At 37.4% G+C, this 17,326-nt stretch carries 20 protein-coding genes and 1 pseudogene; 16 read left to right on the top strand and 5 right to left on the bottom strand.

The features are described from left to right. Positions 1-149: 149 nt before the first annotated feature. From AC1DOS_RS11945 to AC1DOS_RS11955, 3 genes are read right to left on the bottom strand one after another with little or no spacing between them, the layout of a single operon-like run. A complete protein-coding gene (locus AC1DOS_RS11945) occupies positions 150-254 on the bottom strand; it encodes a hypothetical protein (RefSeq protein ID WP_477537677.1) in 105 nt (34 codons plus the stop codon). 13 nt (positions 255-267) lie between these two features. Then, a complete protein-coding gene (locus AC1DOS_RS11950) occupies positions 268-522 on the bottom strand; it encodes an HAD family hydrolase (RefSeq protein ID WP_477537678.1) in 255 nt (84 codons plus the stop codon). Between the two features lie 51 nt (positions 523-573). Beyond that, positions 574-1,191 (bottom strand): cyclase family protein, encoded by a 618-nt coding sequence (locus AC1DOS_RS11955; RefSeq protein WP_477537679.1) that lies wholly within the window; start codon positions 1,189-1,191, stop codon positions 574-576. A gap of 537 nt (positions 1,192-1,728) precedes the next feature. Between AC1DOS_RS11955 and zwf the strand changes: the two genes are divergently transcribed. From zwf to AC1DOS_RS11970, 3 genes and pseudogenes are all read left to right on the top strand, one after another. Beyond that, positions 1,729-3,183: a glucose-6-phosphate dehydrogenase gene (gene zwf, locus AC1DOS_RS11960; RefSeq protein ID WP_477537680.1), complete on the top strand. Its 1,455-nt coding sequence runs from the start codon at positions 1,729-1,731 to the stop codon at positions 3,181-3,183. 130 nt (positions 3,184-3,313) lie between these two features. Beyond that, positions 3,314-3,515: pseudogene (locus AC1DOS_RS11965) on the top strand (phosphogluconate dehydrogenase (NAD(+)-dependent, decarboxylating)); the annotation flags it as partial. A 59-nt stretch (positions 3,516-3,574) separates the two neighbouring features. Then, positions 3,575-4,897, top strand: coding sequence for a glucose-6-phosphate isomerase (locus AC1DOS_RS11970; protein ID WP_477537692.1), 1,323 nt, complete (start codon positions 3,575-3,577; stop codon positions 4,895-4,897). A gap of 208 nt (positions 4,898-5,105) precedes the next feature. Here the strand turns inward: AC1DOS_RS11970 and AC1DOS_RS11975 are convergent, their stop codons facing one another. Both AC1DOS_RS11975 and AC1DOS_RS11980 read right to left on the bottom strand, forming a co-directional pair. Then, positions 5,106-6,107, bottom strand: coding sequence for a Gfo/Idh/MocA family protein (locus AC1DOS_RS11975; protein ID WP_477537681.1), 1,002 nt, complete (start codon positions 6,105-6,107; stop codon positions 5,106-5,108). Between the two features lie 238 nt (positions 6,108-6,345). Beyond that, positions 6,346-6,891, bottom strand: a complete 546-nt coding sequence (locus tag AC1DOS_RS11980) for an N-acetylmuramoyl-L-alanine amidase (RefSeq protein WP_477537682.1) — start codon at positions 6,889-6,891, stop codon at positions 6,346-6,348. Between the two features lie 143 nt (positions 6,892-7,034). On the opposite strand from AC1DOS_RS11980, the gene hprK reads away from it, so the two are divergent. The 13 genes from hprK to hisI form a co-directional block, all read left to right on the top strand. After that, positions 7,035-7,970, top strand: a complete 936-nt coding sequence (gene hprK / locus AC1DOS_RS11985; RefSeq protein ID WP_108585186.1) for an HPr(Ser) kinase/phosphatase — start codon at positions 7,035-7,037, stop codon at positions 7,968-7,970. 26 nt (positions 7,971-7,996) lie between these two features. Then, a complete protein-coding gene (lgt, locus tag AC1DOS_RS11990) occupies positions 7,997-8,809 on the top strand; it encodes a prolipoprotein diacylglyceryl transferase (RefSeq protein WP_477537683.1) in 813 nt (270 codons plus the stop codon). A gap of 16 nt (positions 8,810-8,825) precedes the next feature. Further along, positions 8,826-9,764: a nucleoside recognition domain-containing protein gene (locus AC1DOS_RS11995; RefSeq protein ID WP_477537684.1), complete on the top strand. Its 939-nt coding sequence runs from the start codon at positions 8,826-8,828 to the stop codon at positions 9,762-9,764. Next, positions 9,761-10,417, top strand: coding sequence for a pyrophosphatase PpaX (gene ppaX / locus AC1DOS_RS12000; protein ID WP_477537685.1), 657 nt, complete (start codon positions 9,761-9,763; stop codon positions 10,415-10,417). Before AC1DOS_RS11995 ends, ppaX begins: the two co-directional genes overlap by 4 nt. After that, positions 10,414-10,920, top strand: coding sequence for an acyltransferase (locus AC1DOS_RS12005; RefSeq protein ID WP_108585182.1), 507 nt, complete (start codon positions 10,414-10,416; stop codon positions 10,918-10,920). Before ppaX ends, AC1DOS_RS12005 begins: the two co-directional genes overlap by 4 nt. Before the next feature lie 152 nt (positions 10,921-11,072). Next, positions 11,073-12,257 carry an ATP phosphoribosyltransferase regulatory subunit gene (locus AC1DOS_RS12010; protein ID WP_477537686.1) on the top strand — a complete coding sequence of 395 codons (1,185 nt, stop codon included), beginning with the start codon at positions 11,073-11,075 and terminating at the stop codon, positions 12,255-12,257. Further along, positions 12,250-12,873 carry an ATP phosphoribosyltransferase gene (gene hisG / locus AC1DOS_RS12015; protein WP_108585180.1) on the top strand — a complete coding sequence of 208 codons (624 nt, stop codon included), beginning with the start codon at positions 12,250-12,252 and terminating at the stop codon, positions 12,871-12,873. Before AC1DOS_RS12010 ends, hisG begins: the two co-directional genes overlap by 8 nt. Positions 12,874-12,885: 12 nt before the next feature. After that, on the top strand, positions 12,886-14,166 hold the full coding sequence (gene hisD / locus AC1DOS_RS12020) for a histidinol dehydrogenase (RefSeq protein ID WP_477537687.1): 1,281 nt from the start codon (positions 12,886-12,888) through the stop codon (positions 14,164-14,166). A 2-nt stretch (positions 14,167-14,168) separates the two neighbouring features. After that, the gene (gene hisB / locus AC1DOS_RS12025) at positions 14,169-14,759 is read left to right on the top strand and encodes an imidazoleglycerol-phosphate dehydratase HisB (RefSeq protein WP_108585178.1); all 591 of its coding nucleotides are present in this window, start codon (positions 14,169-14,171) and stop codon (positions 14,757-14,759) included. After that, entirely contained in the window at positions 14,756-15,409 is a 654-nt protein-coding gene (hisH, locus tag AC1DOS_RS12030) for an imidazole glycerol phosphate synthase subunit HisH (protein ID WP_477537688.1), read from the top strand. Before hisB ends, hisH begins: the two co-directional genes overlap by 4 nt. Then, a complete protein-coding gene (gene hisA / locus AC1DOS_RS12035) occupies positions 15,406-16,149 on the top strand; it encodes a 1-(5-phosphoribosyl)-5-[(5-phosphoribosylamino)methylideneamino]imidazole-4-carboxamide isomerase (RefSeq protein WP_477537689.1) in 744 nt (247 codons plus the stop codon). The genes hisH and hisA overlap by 4 nt, the downstream gene beginning before the upstream one ends. After that, positions 16,143-16,901, top strand: a complete 759-nt coding sequence (gene hisF, locus AC1DOS_RS12040; protein ID WP_477537690.1) for an imidazole glycerol phosphate synthase subunit HisF — start codon at positions 16,143-16,145, stop codon at positions 16,899-16,901. Before hisA ends, hisF begins: the two co-directional genes overlap by 7 nt. After that, a partial coding sequence (gene hisI, locus AC1DOS_RS12045; RefSeq protein ID WP_477537691.1) for a phosphoribosyl-AMP cyclohydrolase occupies positions 16,898-17,326 on the top strand: 429 nt, incomplete at its 3' end. The genes hisF and hisI, both read left to right, overlap by 4 nt.

Genomic DNA, 17,326 nt, shown 5'->3' on the forward strand with positions numbered 1-17,326 from the left:
TATTAAAGGTGAAGCCAAAACCGGTTCAGTTCTCGTTCGTTACATCTCTTCTGAATAATGCAAAAATAAGCTAATTCCTCTAAGGGAATTAGCTTATTTTTTTGTTTTAACACACCATCGTTCATTATTAGAATACATGATGAACTCGTTTATTTGATAATCGCGCCCATAGGCTCTAAAATGAACTTTTCTATCACATGGCGCACTCCCTCTTCATTGTTGGTGAGGAAGATGTATTCCGCGATTTCTTTCAATTCCTTTACCCCATTACCCATTGCAATGCCTAGACCGGCAAAATTCATCAACATCTTTGATAATCGCACCCTGATAAGCAATTAGAGATACATTTAAACCAAGTTGCTTCGCAAACGGTTTGGCAGAAGGAAACATACGGCCAGTAGCAATCGTTACAATCGTGCCTAATTCTACTGCCTTTTGAATGGCCTTTACAGTGCCAGGCGGGATTATTAATTCATCTGTGAGTAATGTGCCATCAAGGTCGGTAGCAATCATTTTATACATAGAATATCTACTTATTAATAAAAAATAAAATTCTAAATGGCTAAGAGAAGCTTATCTTAATCCCTCAAATAACAACACTCTTGCAGGTGAACCGTCTGTACCCACTAATTTAAGTGGTGCAGCAACCATAAAATATTCCCCTGGATTAATTTCCTTTAAGCGAAGTCCTTCAATAATAATAATGTTTTTTGCAAATAATGTTTTATGGGTTGGATGCCCTTCTTGACTTCTTTCGATACCAAGTGTATCTATGCCTACACCTCGTACACCTAACTGAGAAAGATATTCTGCTCCGTCTTGCGCAAGATAAATGAAATCAAAATTAAAAGTTTCCTCAAAAGAATTTTTCGTTTTTAATAAAACAAAATCGTCTTTTTGAATCTCAAATTCTTCTAAATCTTTTTTCGAAATTCCATCGTCCACTTGTGTTAAATCGAAAACTTTACATTGCCCCACAAGATCGTCCATTGGGATTGTTTCAAACGTATCACCATCTACAACCATGTGAAGTGGTGCATCAATGTGTGTCCCTGTATGTACATCTAACTCAAGGCGAGTTTCCGTAACATATCCAGTCGTGACTTGATTCAATTTTGGTTGTTTTTCCGGTTTATTCTTGTAAACGGTCATTTCTTCATAAATTGTTCCTGTTACATCATACATTTTCATTTTATCAACACATCCTAATAATTTATTTTCTTCAAAAGCAATAAGGTTATCCTCGCATGTTCTTTATTAAGCTGTCTAGTAAAACTACTTTGTCTATTGAATAAAGCAGTGTAATATATTAATGGTTTCTCGCTTTTTGACTCTTGGCATGAATATTGTAGTGTTTATCTCCATTGTTTGGGTATATTACGACTGTACAAGTAATAGTCAATTTTTAATATCGCATGTTCTTTTGATAAGAGTATTCTTTTTATTGATATTTTCTCCCGATAGACTTAAGCATTAACAACATATAACCTTTAATACCTATTTGGAAAATACAGTATATCTTTAGTTACTATATATGTTAAATGTAACTAGCTGATATTAAAGTGCGTACTTACAATAAATGATGATAGATATTATACTTACTTCTGTACTAAAAATACGACTCAGAATAGGTTAACGAAAAGCCGTAATACTGGTTTTATATAAAATAAAAAGAATATAAGCATTTTTCGAGTTGAGGAATGTTTTGAAAAGTGGAGGAATAAAAAAGTGGATTCTATGACTTTTGTTTTATTTGGGGCTACAGGGGATTTAGCTAAGAGAAAAATCTACCCGGCCTTGTTTAATTTATTTCTAAATAAAAAATTGCCGGATTCTTTTTTGATTGTTGGTGTGGGAAGAAGCGAATTAACTGATGATGATTTTCAAACACGTGTAAAAGAATCGTTAATAATTTACTCTAGACATTTGATAAATGACAAATCCCAAATAAAAGAGTTTATCAGGGCATTTCGTTATAGCCGTTTAAATGTAACGAATGCTGAAGAATATAAAAAGTTACTTGAACTCGTTCAACAAAGTGAAAAAGAAAGAAAAATTACAGAAAATCGAATGTTTTATTTATCAGTTGCCCCTGAATTTTTTGATGTAATTGCATCGAACATCAAGGAGAGTGGATTAAGCTCACCGAATGGATGGAAACGATTGATTATCGAAAAACCATTTGGGCATGACTTGAAATCTTCACAACACTTAAACGAAAAATTAAGCAATGCTTTTGAAGAAGACGAAATTTACCGGATAGATCATTATCTTGGAAAGCCGATGGTTCAAAACCTTGAAGCTTTAGGATTTGCCAACCCTATACTTCAAGCATTATGGAACAATCAGCATATAGCCAATGTTCAGATTACCGCTAGTGAGACGGTTGGTGTAGAAGGGAGAGCTGGTTATTATGACAAAGTCGGTGCGATTCGTGATATGGTCCAAAATCATATGCTACAACTGTTGATGATGACGGGTATGCACCTTCCGACACAGTTAATCTCCACAGACATTCGTTCTGAGAAGATAAAAGTCATGGAATCTCTTCGACCATTACAAAAAAAAGAGGTAGTTGAACACGTGGTCCGCGGACAATATGGACTAGGGGAAATCCAGGGTGAACCCGTAATTGGATATATAGAAGAACCTGGCGTCAATGCTTCTTCCACAAACGATACATTTGTGGCTGCTCGTTTATGGATTGATAATGCTTTCTGGGATGGGGTGCCATTCTATATCCGGACTGGAAAAAGAATGATGGAAAAATCAACACGGATTGTGATTGAATATAAAAATCCATTAAAGAATTTGTATAGAAACGAAAACCAAAATGCTGAACCCAATCTATTGGTTATTAATATAAGTCCGAATGAAGGTGTTTCGATGCAATTAAATAGCAAAAACCCTGTAAACGGAAAATTAGAACCTATAATTGTTGACTTTATAGCGAGTGAAAAAGATGTACCCGAAGCGTATGAACTTTTAATATTTGATGCACTTCGTGGTGACTCTACATTCTTCGCCCATTGGAACGAAGTTGAATTATCTTGGAAATGGGTACAACCTATTTTAGAAGCGTTTGAGGAAAATATTCTTCCACTCCATCCATATCAATCAGGTTCGATGGGACCAGAATCTTCTAATCGATTATTGGAAGTGGACGGATTTAAATGGTGGTAGGATACACATTAATAGAAAACATCATTCCGGGTTAACGATTGGCTATTGGGTTGAAAAAAAGCTATAAACGAATAAAAAGAACATGATTTTATCAAGAAGTCTTCGTTAATGAAGATAGTTTTAGGAGGAGGATGAAATTAAAGGGATTATGCATTCTTCCGGCGAAGGTAAATGGACGGTCGAAACAGCCTTGGACCTACAAACTGCGACTCCTGTAATCGCTATGGCTTATTGATGCATTACCGTTCGTTGGAAAACGATACTTTTACAGGTAAGTTGTAGCAGCTCTACGAAACGAATTTGGCGGTCATGCTGTAGAAAAGAAGGCATAATATGAAACTTCAAATGAAGGATGAGTCAATAACGCCTACTGTTAGTTGAACAAACAGCTATATCCAGAAAAGATTTAAATTTTATGGAAAAGAGTGAAGTGGATAATCTAAGTGAATTTGTAAAAGTGGCACATGATATGCTTCATGAAAAGAAAGGACCAGGGTCTGATTTCCTTGGTTGGGTTGATTTGCCAATCAATTATGATAAGAATGAATTTGTGAGAATCAAACAAGCTGCAGAGAGAATCAAGAACCATTCAGATGCTCTTATTGTAATCGGCATTGGAGGTTCATATCTAGGCGCTAGAGCGGCTATTGAAGCTCTGTCCCATAGTTTTCATAACCAAATGAATGATCAAACACAAGTTTATTTTGCCGGTCAAAATATTAGCTCTACGTATCTAACCCATTTATTTGAGCTATTAGAAGGTAAAGATATCTCTGTCAATATCATTTCTAAATCAGGAACAACTACAGAACCAGCCCTTGCTTTCCGTATTTTCCGCGATTATATGGAGAAAAAATACGGAAAAGAAGAGGCGAAAAATCGTATTTTCGCTACCACTGATCAGTCAAAAGGCGCATTAAAAGAGCTTGCGGATAAAGAAGGCTATGAAACTTTTGTTATTCCTGATGATGTAGGCGGAAGATATTCTGTTCTTACAGCAGTCGGTCTATTATCGATAGCTGTAGCAGGACTAAATATTGATCAAATGATGGAAGGGGCAGCAGCTGCTGCTCTTAAATACAACAATCCCGATCTCTCTACTAATGCTAGTTATCAGTATGCTGCAGTTCGAAATGCACTTTACAATAAAGGGAAAGTCATTGAATTACTGGTTAACTATGAGCCTTCACTTCATTATGTATCTGAATGGTGGAAACAGTTGTTTGGCGAAAGTGAAGGGAAAGATCAAAAAGGTCTTTTTCCTGCTGCCGTTGATTTTTCAACCGATCTACATTCAATGGGGCAATATGTACAGGAAGGTAGACGGAACCTTATAGAGACGGTTCTACAGGTGAAGAAACCTCGAATTGAAGTGACAATTCAAGAGGATATGGAAGACACTGATGGATTAAATTTCTTGGCTGGTAAGACTATGGATGAAGTCAATAAAAATGCATTCCAAGGTACTCTGTTGGCCCATATAGACGGGGGAGTACCTAACCTAGTAATTGAATTTGATGAATTGAATGAATACACTTACGGTGAGATGGTTTACTTTTTTGAAAAAGCCTGCGGGATAAGCGGATATTTGCTTGGAGTGAACCCATTTGATCAACCTGGAGTCGAAGCATACAAGAAGAATATGTTTGCTTTACTTGGTAAACCGGGTTTTGAAGCTGAGAAAATTGCTCTTATGAATCGTTTAACCAAATAACATTTTCATATTCGATAACATTCAGTAATATAGAAAACGATGTTACTAGAACATGTTAAAAAATTAATGAAGAGATTAATATAGTAAAAAGTCATGTTAGCAATTTTCCAACTGTTGCTAACATGACTTTTTTTAATAGGGACTATAAAAACTACTTGTATGAAAAAAGGGTATAGCAGAAATTCTTTCATAGAAAATAGTCAAGCAACTAACTTTTTTTTGTTAATTTTTCATCACTCGGATATTTAAGACCTATTTCAGCCCGCACTCTATCCACCACTAACATTGTAGTATATGAGTTTGCAAATGAGTTAATATCGGACTCCATTTTCCCTTTGTTGATTAAATCAACAAATTCTTTTACTTCATAATACATAGCGGGATAAGATTGTGCGATAGTTAATTGTTCATGAGTCCCGTCATTGTAGTGAATTTCAACTTTTTCAGGAGAGCTAATTTTATCTATAATCATGCTGCCGTTTTCGCCTTGAATTTCGCTTGGTAAAGAAGAATTGGATATTTTAGAATACATGACAACCGCATCTTTATCGTCATATTTTAGAACGACGCTACCTTCACCATCTACACCTGAATCAAGCATTATGCCAGTTGCTTTTACTTCATTGGGTTCACCAAACAAAGTGATAAGTGGATACAAACAATAAACACCAAGGTCCATTAATGCTCCATTCGCAAACTTTGGATTAAAAGCATTGAGTACAATTCCTTCTTTGTACTTATCATAACGAGAAGAATATTGACAATAACTAGCAAAGTATCTACGAATAGGACCAATTCTATGTAAGTTATCTTGAATAATTTTGAAGTTTGGAAGTAATGTTGATTTCATGGCTTCCATTAATAGGACATTATGATCTTTTGCAGCTTGGATCATCTTGCTTACTTCGGCTGCATTAGCTGCCAAAGGTTTTTCACATAATACATGTTTGCCATTTTGTAAAAATAAAAGAGCTTGTTCAGCGTGAAAAGAGTTGGGGGTAGCAATATACACTGCATCAATTTCTTCACTACCTGCCATTTCTTCTAGGTTTGTAAATAGTTTTGTTACTCCGTAGTTGCTTGCAAATTTTTCTGCCTGCTCTCTCGTGCGAGAATAAACTGCTGTTAGTTCAAAATCTTCTACAGCATTTGCTGCTTCAAGTAATCTTTCTGTAATCATATTAGTACCAACTACTCCGATTCGAACCATTCAACCAACCTCTTTTCTTCGTTTCATACTTTTTATTATAGACTTCACTTATTGTTTAATTATATACCGAAATCCTCCATCAAGTATAACCTCATGAATACATGCATTAAAGACGTAAAATATTTGAAGTTGTTCTTTATATAGAAGTTATTTAAGCTCTTATGATTTAAGAATGAACAAAAAAACCGAATACCGGGTAAGTGTATAGCCGATGTTCGGAAAAAGGATCCTTGCTATTTTATGTCAAACAACATAGGACACCAAAAGCAATTGCTTGTGCACATTGTTGTTGATAATCTGTACTCTTTAATAATTTCGCTTCCTCTGTATTGGTCATAAATCCACACTCAATTAATATAGCCGGCATGGTCGTTTCACGCAGTACTGCAAAATTGCCTTTTTTAATTCCTCGATCTTTTCTGTAGGTGCGCATTTGCAATGCTTGCTGAACATGGGTTGCCATTATTACTGAAGCTTTACTAGGTTGTAAACATGTGTAGGTTTCAATTCCATTTGCTGTATTCCAGTCTGTTCCATACGCATTCGCATGAATCGAGATAAATGCATCCACCTTTAATTTGTTTGCTAAAGAAATTCTCTCCGACAGAGCCACGTCTCGGCTATTATCATGAGAAAAGATGACCGTAAGCCCTTCGGCAGTTAAAAGTTTCTTGACTCGAATAGCTACAGCTTCATTAAACATAAATTCTCTAAGTGTTCCATCAGGCGATCGTTTGCCAGCTGTATGTGGTCCATGTCCTGCATCAACAATAATTTTCTTCATTATACATCCCTCCTAAAGCTTAAATAGGAAGAAATACTGGAAAAGAGACAACGTAAAGAGAAATTCATTTCAATTTTCAGTCCGCATGATAAAATAAAGAACATATCGGTTAATTCGAATTTCGAAGAAAGTAGGTGATGTTTTTGGAGCAAGTGACTACGAAAGACGTTATGGAAATGTTTGATTTAAAACTTGTTAGTGGTCAAGAGGGCATCGGCAGACATATCGCCATCAGTGATATTTCACGTCCAGGTTTAGAAATGGCTGGTTATTTTACACACTATCCTGCTAACCGCGTCCAACTACTTGGCAAAACAGAACTATCATTTTATGATATGTTGTTGCCTCATGAACGAATAGATCGAATGAAAAAATTATGTTCACCTGAAACACCTGCAATTATCATTTCGCATGATATGAAGGTACCAGAAGAATTAAAGATTGCTTCAAATGAAGAACATGTGCCCGTCCTCACAGCCAAAATGGCCACCACTCGTTTTTCAAGTTTGCTGACAAACTTTCTTGAAAGTAAACTAGCACCTACGACAGCAGTACATGGTGTCCTTGTGGATATTTATGGTGTAGGAATCTTAATTACTGGGAAAAGCGGTGTGGGTAAAAGTGAGACGGCATTGGAACTTGTGAAAAGGGGCCATCGACTCGTTGCTGATGATTGCGTGGAGATTAGACAAGAAGCAGAAAATACGCTGATTGGAAATGCCCCAAAACTTATTGAACATTTACTTGAAATTCGTGGAATTGGAATTATCGACATTATGACTTTATTTGGCGCTAGTGCCGTGCGTAGTTTTAAACGAATTTCAATTGTTATTGATTTAGAAATTTGGGATAAAAACAAGACATATGACCGACTAGGAATCGAAGAAGAGAAAATGAAAATTATCGATACAGATTTGACTAAAATGACAATTCCCGTTCGACCTGGTCGAAACTTAGCAGTTATTATTGAAGTAGCAGCTATGAATTACCGTTTGAAACGAATGGGTGTCAATGCTGCAGAAGAATTCTCCAACCGTTTAAATGATGTGATTAGTCAAAACGAAGATGCTACATATTAAAGTCAACAGTATGGAAGGGGTATAACATGAATTTTTTACTTGGAGCAATTGATCCGATTGCCATTTCTTTAGGACCGATAGACGTACGATGGTACGGAGTAATTATCGCGTGTGGGATCGTCCTGGCTTTTCTTGTAGCACAAAGAGAAATGGTGAAAAGAAAGTTTCATCCGGATTTTTTAACTGATTTATTAATTTGGGCTGTACCATTAGCGATTTTAGGTGCCCGAATGTACTACGTTTTCTCGAAATGGGAATATTATTCACAAAATCCTGGTCAAATTCTTCAAGTATGGGAAGGTGGCCTAGCAATACACGGAGCATTAATTGTCTCATTTATCACCGCTTATGTATTTACAAGGAAACGTAATGTATCATTTTTGAAATTAGCAGATATTGCGGCGCCTAGTATTTTAATTGGTCAAACAATCGGGCGCTGGGGTAACTTTATTAACCAAGAAGCTCATGGTGGCCCAGTTTCACGTGCTTTCTTAGAAAATTTGTTTTTACCGGATTGGATTATTAATCAAATGCGTATTGATGGCACCTATTATCACCCCACATTTTTATATGAATCGTTGTGGAATTTTACTGGCGTCATAATCTTAATCTTGTTACGTCGTGTCAACTTATTACGTGGAGAAATGTTTTTATTCTATATCATTTGGTACTCATTCGGAAGATACTTTATAGAAGGACTGCGTACTGATAGTCTCTACTTAATTGGTGAAATTCGCACCGCTCAAGTAGTGTCAATTATTGCATTAGTTGTAGCAGTTATCATAATCGTATATCGACGCGTGACGATTAAAGAACCAGTGCGGTATAAAGACGAATAAGTGAGGTGTTATAAAGATGTCTACACTAAAAACTGGGTTACGAGCTGGATTAAATACTTCTTGGACACTAAGCAAGATTATATTTCCCATAACACTGTTGCTCGTTATTTTGCAGCATACACCAGTGTTGCCATGGATTATCGAATTTGTATCACCTATAATGGGCATATTTGGATTACGGGGAGATGCTGCGATTCCATTTGTTTTAGGAAATGTACTTAACTTGTATGCAGGGATAGCTGGAATTCTATCATTAGAATTAACGGTAAAAGAAGTCTTTATTTTAGCTGTCATGTTGTCCTTTTCACATAATATCTTTATCGAAACAGGAGTGGCCTTAAAAGTTGGGGTTAAACTATGGGTAGTCTTGCTCGTACGTTTCGGACTAGCAGCCATTTCAGCAATTGTAATTAACCTAGTTTGGTCAGGTGGTTCGGATATTGCGCAGTATGGTATGGCGCCTAAAGTGTCTGATCTTCCAGAAGGCTGGATGGAGATTGTTTTATTAGGGTTACAAAAAGCTAGTTTTGGGGTATTACAGCTTGCAATGGTAGTTATTCCACTTATGATTGTTATTCAATACTTAAAAGATAAACAGTATTTACAAAAGTTTTCACAAAAGCTTGCACCTTTCACGAAAGTGCTTGGCATTGAACCTAATGCATCAATGACACTTGTTTCAGGGTTGGTCATTGGCTTAGCATTTGGTGCAGGTGTAATGATTCAAGCTGTTCAAGATGACGGTGTAAGTAAAAAAGATGCAACGCTTGTTTTTATCTTTTTAGTCGCCTGTCACGCAGTTGTAGAAGATACTCTTATCTTTATTCCACTTGGAATCCCAATCTGGCCATTATTCTTATTAAGACTTGGCATAGCATTTGTATTAACGATTTTGGTTGCGACGATATGGAAAAGAGCTGAACAAACGAAACGAAAGGAAGTATTTACTGCATGATTACTCAACCGATTACTACACTTCTTTTCGATTTTGATGGAACTTTGCTTGATACGAATGAGCTCATTATACAAACTTTTTTAAGTGTTTTGGGTAAAAGGTATCCAGAACGTTTCACTAGAGAAGATGTCCTACACTTTATTGGACCATCTTTGAAACAAACATTCGATAACATTGACGAAGGTTTAACTGAAGATTTGATTCTGGAATATCGTGCATGGAATATTGAAATGCACGATCAGATGGCGGTCGAATTTGATGGTGTAAGTGAAACACTTCGCTTATTAAAAGCACGCGGAGTTAAAATGGCCATTGTTTCAACGAAAAAGCATGATATTATTTGCCGTGGTTTAAAGTTAATGGGGATAGAGGATGTATTTGAAGTAGTAATTGCTTTGGATGACGTGGTTAATCCAAAACCAGATCCTGAACCCATTTTGTTAGCTCTTGATAGATTAAATGCAAAGCCAGAAGAAGCATTAATGATAGGTGATAACTCGCATGATATCGAAGGTGGTCAAAATGCTTTTGTTCGTACTGCTGGGGTTTCATGGACCGTTAAGGGAGAAGCATATTTAGCAACTTTTAAGCCAAACTATATGTTGCAACATATTTCAGAATTACTTGAGATTGTAGAGGCTCCATCGGTATGAGAAGGACGGAACGTTTTCCTGTCGAAGGTGCAAACTCACTTTGGCATATTTATAAGACAGTGTCGTTATGGAAAGTGATGAAAAATTTTATCGTTATACAACTAGGGAGATATAGTCCTTCATTGCCATTCAAAAACTTCCTTTATCGTCGCTATTTACATATGAAGATTGGAGACCAAACTTCATTCGCTTTAATGGTTATGCCAGATGTGATGTTTCCAGAAAGAATAAAAATAGGACAAAATTCGATCATTGGCTATAATACAACTCTTTTGGCACATGAGTACTTGATAGATGAATATCGCATTGGAGACGTTGTGATTGGAGATCAGGTTCTTATTGGGGCAAATTCGACGATTTTACCAGGAGTAAATATAGGGGATGGTGCCATTGTTTCGGCAGCAACTTTAGTGCATAAAGATGTTCAAGCAGGAAGTTTTGTCGGTGGAAACCCGATGAAAGTAATTTATACAGCTGAAGAAATGGCGACCCGTCGTTTGTAATCAGAAAAGACCTCATGAAGAGATTTCCAATGCTTCATGGGGTCTTTTGTATTGACGCACCTGGTCATATACGGTAAAATAAATTTTATTTCATTATAGTAGCATGCTAGTGTACTAAAGTAAAATATCCTTATTTAGGAAGTGTGTAATGAATGACACCTATACGAAAATTTGAAAAACCACTTGGTATGAGAGACTCTTTCCCTTTAATTAATGAGAAAAAGGAAAAGGTACGTGGTATTGGTAGACGATTTTTCCAATTGCGTGGTTTTGATTTTATTAAAACGCCCACAGTTGAGTATTATGAGACGGTTGGAAAAGCATCCGCCATTCCAGACTCATCTTTATTTAAATTAGTAGATCGTCAAGGAGAGACATTGGTTTTAAGACCTGATATGACGACGCCAATAGTTCGTGTCGCAACATCTAAACTATTAAAAGAACAAATCCCATTACGACTTGCTTATTTTGCGAATGTCTTTCGTGCACAAGAACATGAAGGTGGGAGACCAGCTGAATTTGAACAAATGGGAGTGGAGTTAATCGGCGATGATTCTGTTTTTGCAGATGCAGAAATGATTATCACGGCTTCTGAATTGGTTCAGGAATTGGGGATAAATTCGTATCGGTTAACAGTTGGACATGCGGGATTATTGCAATCCATTTTGACACAGCTTACACAATCAGATCAACAAGTGATTGAATTGCGTAAATTACTAGTTGAGAAAAATATGGTTGGCTTTGAAGAAGCGGTGAGAACATTTGGACTTTCAAATGAAGAGGAGCAGCGTTTTATTGAATTTATTGGACAGGCTTCTAATGTGCAATCAATTCAGCAGTTACGTCCATTTATTGATGAAACGAATGATTCACAAGTCACAATGTATTCTTATCTTAGCGAATTGTCCTCGTTATTAGAAAATGCAGGACTTGCAAAGTTAGTCACATATGATTTGACACTAACGAGTGAAATGAGTTATTACACAGGGATGTTATTCGAGGTTTTTGCGAGTGGCTCAGGCTTCGCTATTGGTAATGGTGGTCGCTATGATGGGTTATTACAAGAATTCAATTCCGATGTAGGTGCGACTGGATTTGGATTACGAGTTGATCGACTGCTTGAAGTGATGACTACTACAATGAAGCGCGAACCTCATACCCTAATCTTTTTTGATTCAGCTAATTACGTGAATGCTGTTCATAAAGCGAAAAAATTAAGAAATCAAGGGATTCGTACGACTTTACAATTTATAGGGAATGTTGAAGACAAGGAAGCTTTTCTAGCAAACTTTACGGATGTGGTGTGGTTAATAGAAGGAGATGGCAATAATGAGTGAACTGACAATTGCGATGCCGAAAGGACGCATTTTTGAAGAAGCGTATGTTTTGCTTCAAAAAGCAGGTTTTCAGTTACCCGATGATTTAGAAGATTCTCGAAAACTTATCGTTGAAGTTCCTGATGAAAGAATTCGATTTATTTTAGCAAAACCAATGGATGTCCCCGTTTATGTAGAACATGGGGTAGCAGATATCGGAATAGCGGGCAAAGATGTATTATTAGAGCAAAAACGTAGCGTGCATGAATTGCTTGATTTAAAAATTAGTCAATGCTATATCGCATCGGCTGGCTTACCAAATACGATTATGAATGATATTGCTCCTCGAGTAGCAACGAAATATCCAGAGATTGCTTCTAATTTTTATAAAGAAAAAGGCGAGCAAGTCGAAATTATCGGTTTGAATGGTTCAATTGAATTGGCGCCCATGATTGGCCTTGCCGATCGAATTGTAGATATCGTATCAACAGGTAGAACATTGAAGGAAAATGGATTAGTTGAATACGAACACATTGTGGATGTAACATCTAGATTAATTGCTAATCCAGTCAGTTACCGACTAAAAAGTGAACGAATTCGAGATATGGTGAAACGGCTGAAAGATTCAATGGAGTAAGGAGGAAGTAACATGCAAATCGTTTCTTTATCAAAAGATATTTCATTAAAACGACCAATAGAAATGGGTAACGCAGAACAATTGCAGACGGTTAAATTGGTATTAGCTGATGTACACAATCGTGGTGACGTAGCTATTGCAGAATACAGCGAGAAGTGGGACGGCGTTAAATTACAGGATTTCCGCGTTTCTATAGAAGAAATCAATCATGCAAAGGCTAATTTTGACCCTGACCTTCAAAAGGATTTAGAAGAAGCTGCCCATAATATTCGAGTTTTTCATGAAAAACAAAAGCGTTCACCTTATGAGGTGGATGTGGAAAATGACTCGTTTATCGGACAGCGTGTGAGCCCTCTAGATGCTGTAGGTCTATATGTTCCAGGAGGTTCCGCGGCTTACCCATCATCGGTGTTAATGAATGTAATTCCGGCTCAAGTGGCCGGTGTGGAACGGATTGTCATTGTTTCTCCTCCGAACAATCAAGGTGCCTTGCCTAATGCGGTGTTAGTTGCCGCGTCAATTTTAGGGGTTAAAGAAATTTATAAAATTGGTGGTGCTCAGGCAATTGCGGCATTGGCATATGGCACAGAGTCAATCAAGGCAGTGGATAAAATAACCGGTCCGGGGAATGTTTTTGTAGCACTTGCTAAACGCGAAGTTTATGGAGTAGTTGCTATTGATATGATTGCTGGTCCTAGTGAGATAGCAATCATTGCTGATGAAACAGCATATGCAGATGAAGTAGCGGCAGATTTATTATCTCAAGCAGAACATGATCCAATGGCTTGTCCAATATTACTAACAACAAGTGATTTTTTCGCACATGAAGTTGCACATGAAGTTGAAAAACAACTTACAAAGCTCCCGCGTGAAAAAATTGCTCGTGCTTCAATTGAAAATTTCGGAAAAATATATGTTGCTAAGACACTAGAAGATATTGTGGAAGCAGTAAATAAATTAGCACCTGAGCATTTAGAAATCATGACGAAAAACTCTAAAGAAGTTGCCCAACAAATTCGTCATGCTGGGGCGATTTTCATTGGACGCTACAGTTCAGAACCAATTGGAGATTACTTTGCTGGAACAAATCATGTCTTACCGACGAATAGCACAGCTCGTTTTTCAAGTCCGCTTTCAGTAGATGATTTTATTAAAAAGACAAGTATCATTTATTACACAGAAAAGACTTGGCAGCAGCACGCACCAAAAATAGCCCGTCTTGCAAGAATGGAAGGTTTAGAAGGTCATGCACGAGCAGTAGAATCCCGAGGATGGACAAAGGAGATGGACTAATCATGTCACGTGAAGCAACTATTAATAGAAAAACAAATGAAACACAAGTGAATATCACACTTAAACTTGACGGAGAAGGACAAGCGACGATAGATACAGGCGTTCCTTTTATGGACCATATGCTCGATTTATTTGTCAAACACGGCTTCTTTGATGCGACCATTCAAGCTTCTGGAGATACACATATAGATGATCATCATACAACTGAAGATATTGGAATTGTATTAGGACAAGTAATAAAAGAAGCACTAGGTGATAAAAAAGGAATTCGTCGATATGGGAATGCGTTTGTCCCTATGGATGATGCGTTGGCTCAAGTAGTGATAGATTGTTCAAACCGTCCACACCTTGAGTATAGAGCTGTTCTTCCAAATGAAAAAGTCGGCAATTTCGACACTGAACTTGTTCATGAGTTTCTCTGGAAGTTTGCACTTGAAGCACGAATGAATGTGCATGTTATTGTACACTACGGTCACAATACTCATCATATAATTGAAGCTATTTTCAAAGCTTTAGCCAGAGCACTTGATGAAGCTGTCTCAATCGACCCACGTGTAAAAGGCGTGCCTTCTACGAAAGGGTTATTGACATGAAGATTGGTGTAATTGATTATGGGATGGGTAACTTATATAGCGTCGAACAGGCCTTGCTTCGACTCGAATGTGAAGTATTCATTACGGCCGATATTAATACGCTAGATCAAATGGATGGCTACCTGTTACCAGGTGTAGGGGCATATCCCGATGCAATGAATAAATTAAGTGAATTTGGTTTGGATGATTATATTAAAGATCTTGCAAAAACGAATAAACCACTGCTAGGTATTTGTTTAGGTATGCAACTGCTGTATGAAGATAGTAAAGAAAATGGCTTAACTAAAGGGTTAGGCATTTTTAAGGGCAATATTCAAAAGTTTGATGCACTGGATTCACAACAACATCAAGTGAGAATTCCTCATATGGGTTGGAATCCACTATCTTTTGCACATCAACCAGAATGGCTAAATGGTCTTGAAAAAGAAGACTCAACACATGTATACTTCGTGCACTCTTATTTAGCTCAAAATACACGACAAAATGAAGTAGTTGCAAGTAGTACATATGCTGGTCATTTCGTACCTGGTCTCGTTCAAAAAGACAATTTCACAGGCATGCAGTTTCATCCGGAAAAGTCAGGACCGTTTGGTAAATACTTGTTGGCTAAATGGATTCAACAAGTTCAGGAGAGGAGAGATCGATTATGACATCGATTGACATATATCCAGCAATTGATATGCGTGGAGGCAAGTGTGTACGATTGTTTAAGGGTGATTACAATCAAGAAACCATTTATGCAGACTCTCCTTTTGAAATGGCTGAGTCCTTTGCAAAGCAAGGAGCAAAGTGGATACATATGGTTGATTTAGATGGAGCAAAAGACGGCAAACGTATTCACGATAAGGATGTCATTCGTGCAGCGACAGAGTTAGGTGTGAATGTTCAAATAGGTGGCGGGATTCGTACTGAAGAAGATGTGAAACATTATCTTGATAATGGGGTGACACGTGTCATTATAGGAAGCTTAGCAATTCAGCAACCAGAGTTAGCCGTGTCGTTTATTCAGAAATTTGGTTCAGAACGAATCGTCATAGGACTAGATGCGAAAGATGGCATGGTCGCAACCCATGGTTGGCTAGAGACGTCCACGAAGTCTGCAATTGAAGTAGGGCAATATTTTTCAAAACACGGTGCCAAAGTGTTTATTTTCACAGATATTGCAACAGACGGTACATTAACAGGACCCAATATTTTGGCGAATGAATTACTCGCTGAAGCAACAGGTGCAGAAGTAATTGTTTCTGGTGGTATAAGTTCGCTTTCTGACGTCAGTCAAGTGGCACAAGCAGCAACTCAATCAAAAATTGGCGGAGTTATTATTGGCAAAGCGCTTTATGAAAATCGATTCACCTTACCACAAGCATTACGAGAGGTGACTTCATGTTAACAAAACGAATCATTCCTTGTTTAGATGTAAAAGAGGGTCGTGTTGTTAAAGGTGTTCAATTTGTATCGCTACGTGACGCTGGAGATCCAGTAGAACTTGCAAAGTTTTATGATGAACATGGAGCAGATGAATTAGTCTTTTTAGATATTTCTGCTTCTCATGAAGGCAAAGAAACGATGGTCGATGTAGTACGTCAATCCGCAGCTGAACTTGCCATTCCATTTACAGTTGGTGGTGGAATACGAACTCTTGAAGATATGAAAAAAATGTTACGTGCTGGAGCCGATAAAGTATCGGTAAATACATCAGCAATAGAACGTCCTGAATTAATTACAGAAGGTGCAGCATTTTTTGGTTCTCAATGTATAGTAGTAGCAATTGACGCCAAATGGTCAGAAACAGATGACACATGGATGGTATATACACATGGTGGTCGTCGTGTAACAAAATGGACTGCTGTTAAATGGGCGCAAGAAGCCACTCGTTTAGGTGCTGGAGAAATCCTGCTTACGTCTATGAATCAAGATGGTGAAAAAAGTGGATTTGATATAGCTTTAACGAAAGCAGTCCGGGACGCTGTCAGTGTTCCTGTAATTGCCAGCGGTGGAGCGGGAAATGCTCAACATTTTTATGATGTATTTACCCAAACCGACGTAGATGCGGCACTCGCGGCCTCTATTTTTCATTATAAAGAAACAAGTGTAAAAGAAGTGAAGAGTGTCTTGAGAGAGAAAGGAGTGTCAGTTAGATGAATGAATTCGCATTAGAATCCTTAAAATTTGATGAAAGTGGACTGATTCCAGTAGTAGTCCAACATGCACAAACAAAAGAAGTTCTTACGGTGGCATTTATGAATCTAGGGTCACTAAAAAAAACAATTGAGACAAATCAAACTTGGTTTTTTAGTCGATCTCGACAAGAATTGTGGAATAAAGGTGCAACGAGTGGAAACACGCAACATGTCATTGCGATAAGAGCAGATTGTGATGAAGATTCTCTTGTAGTTGAAGTGCTCCCTAAAGGACCGGCATGCCATACTGGTGAAGTTAGTTGTTTTCATAAAGAAATCATAACACCTGTTCAAGCAGTTGGAAGTTTTGGGATATTAGCAAACTTAGTACAAGTTATTCAAAATCGTGAACAATCAATGCCTGAAGGTGCTTATACGACGTATCTT

Source organism: Paenisporosarcina sp. P5_A11 (assembly GCF_056400705.1).

What these genes read in the sequence shown, in the direction of transcription:
- AC1DOS_RS11950 (WP_477537678.1), bottom strand. Translation starts at nt 522, where the DNA reads ATGTATAAAATGATTGCTACCGACCTTGATGGCACATTACTCACAGAT.
- AC1DOS_RS11955 (WP_477537679.1), bottom strand. Translation starts at nt 1,191, where the DNA reads ATGAAAATGTATGATGTAACAGGAACAATTTATGAAGAAATGACCGTT.
- AC1DOS_RS11975 (WP_477537681.1), bottom strand. Translation starts at nt 6,107, where the DNA reads ATGGTTCGAATCGGAGTAGTTGGTACTAATATGATTACAGAAAGATTA.
- AC1DOS_RS11980 (WP_477537682.1), bottom strand. Translation starts at nt 6,891, where the DNA reads ATGAAGAAAATTATTGTTGATGCAGGACATGGACCACATACAGCTGGC.
- lgt (WP_477537683.1), top strand. Translation starts at nt 7,997, where the DNA reads ATGAATTTTTTACTTGGAGCAATTGATCCGATTGCCATTTCTTTAGGA.
- AC1DOS_RS11995 (WP_477537684.1), top strand. Translation starts at nt 8,826, where the DNA reads ATGTCTACACTAAAAACTGGGTTACGAGCTGGATTAAATACTTCTTGG.
- ppaX (WP_477537685.1), top strand. Translation starts at nt 9,761, where the DNA reads ATGATTACTCAACCGATTACTACACTTCTTTTCGATTTTGATGGAACT.
- AC1DOS_RS12005 (WP_108585182.1), top strand. Translation starts at nt 10,414, where the DNA reads ATGAGAAGGACGGAACGTTTTCCTGTCGAAGGTGCAAACTCACTTTGG.
- AC1DOS_RS12010 (WP_477537686.1), top strand. Translation starts at nt 11,073, where the DNA reads ATGACACCTATACGAAAATTTGAAAAACCACTTGGTATGAGAGACTCT.
- hisG (WP_108585180.1), top strand. Translation starts at nt 12,250, where the DNA reads ATGAGTGAACTGACAATTGCGATGCCGAAAGGACGCATTTTTGAAGAA.
- hisD (WP_477537687.1), top strand. Translation starts at nt 12,886, where the DNA reads ATGCAAATCGTTTCTTTATCAAAAGATATTTCATTAAAACGACCAATA.
- hisB (WP_108585178.1), top strand. Translation starts at nt 14,169, where the DNA reads ATGTCACGTGAAGCAACTATTAATAGAAAAACAAATGAAACACAAGTG.
- hisH (WP_477537688.1), top strand. Translation starts at nt 14,756, where the DNA reads ATGAAGATTGGTGTAATTGATTATGGGATGGGTAACTTATATAGCGTC.
- hisA (WP_477537689.1), top strand. Translation starts at nt 15,406, where the DNA reads ATGACATCGATTGACATATATCCAGCAATTGATATGCGTGGAGGCAAG.
- hisF (WP_477537690.1), top strand. Translation starts at nt 16,143, where the DNA reads ATGTTAACAAAACGAATCATTCCTTGTTTAGATGTAAAAGAGGGTCGT.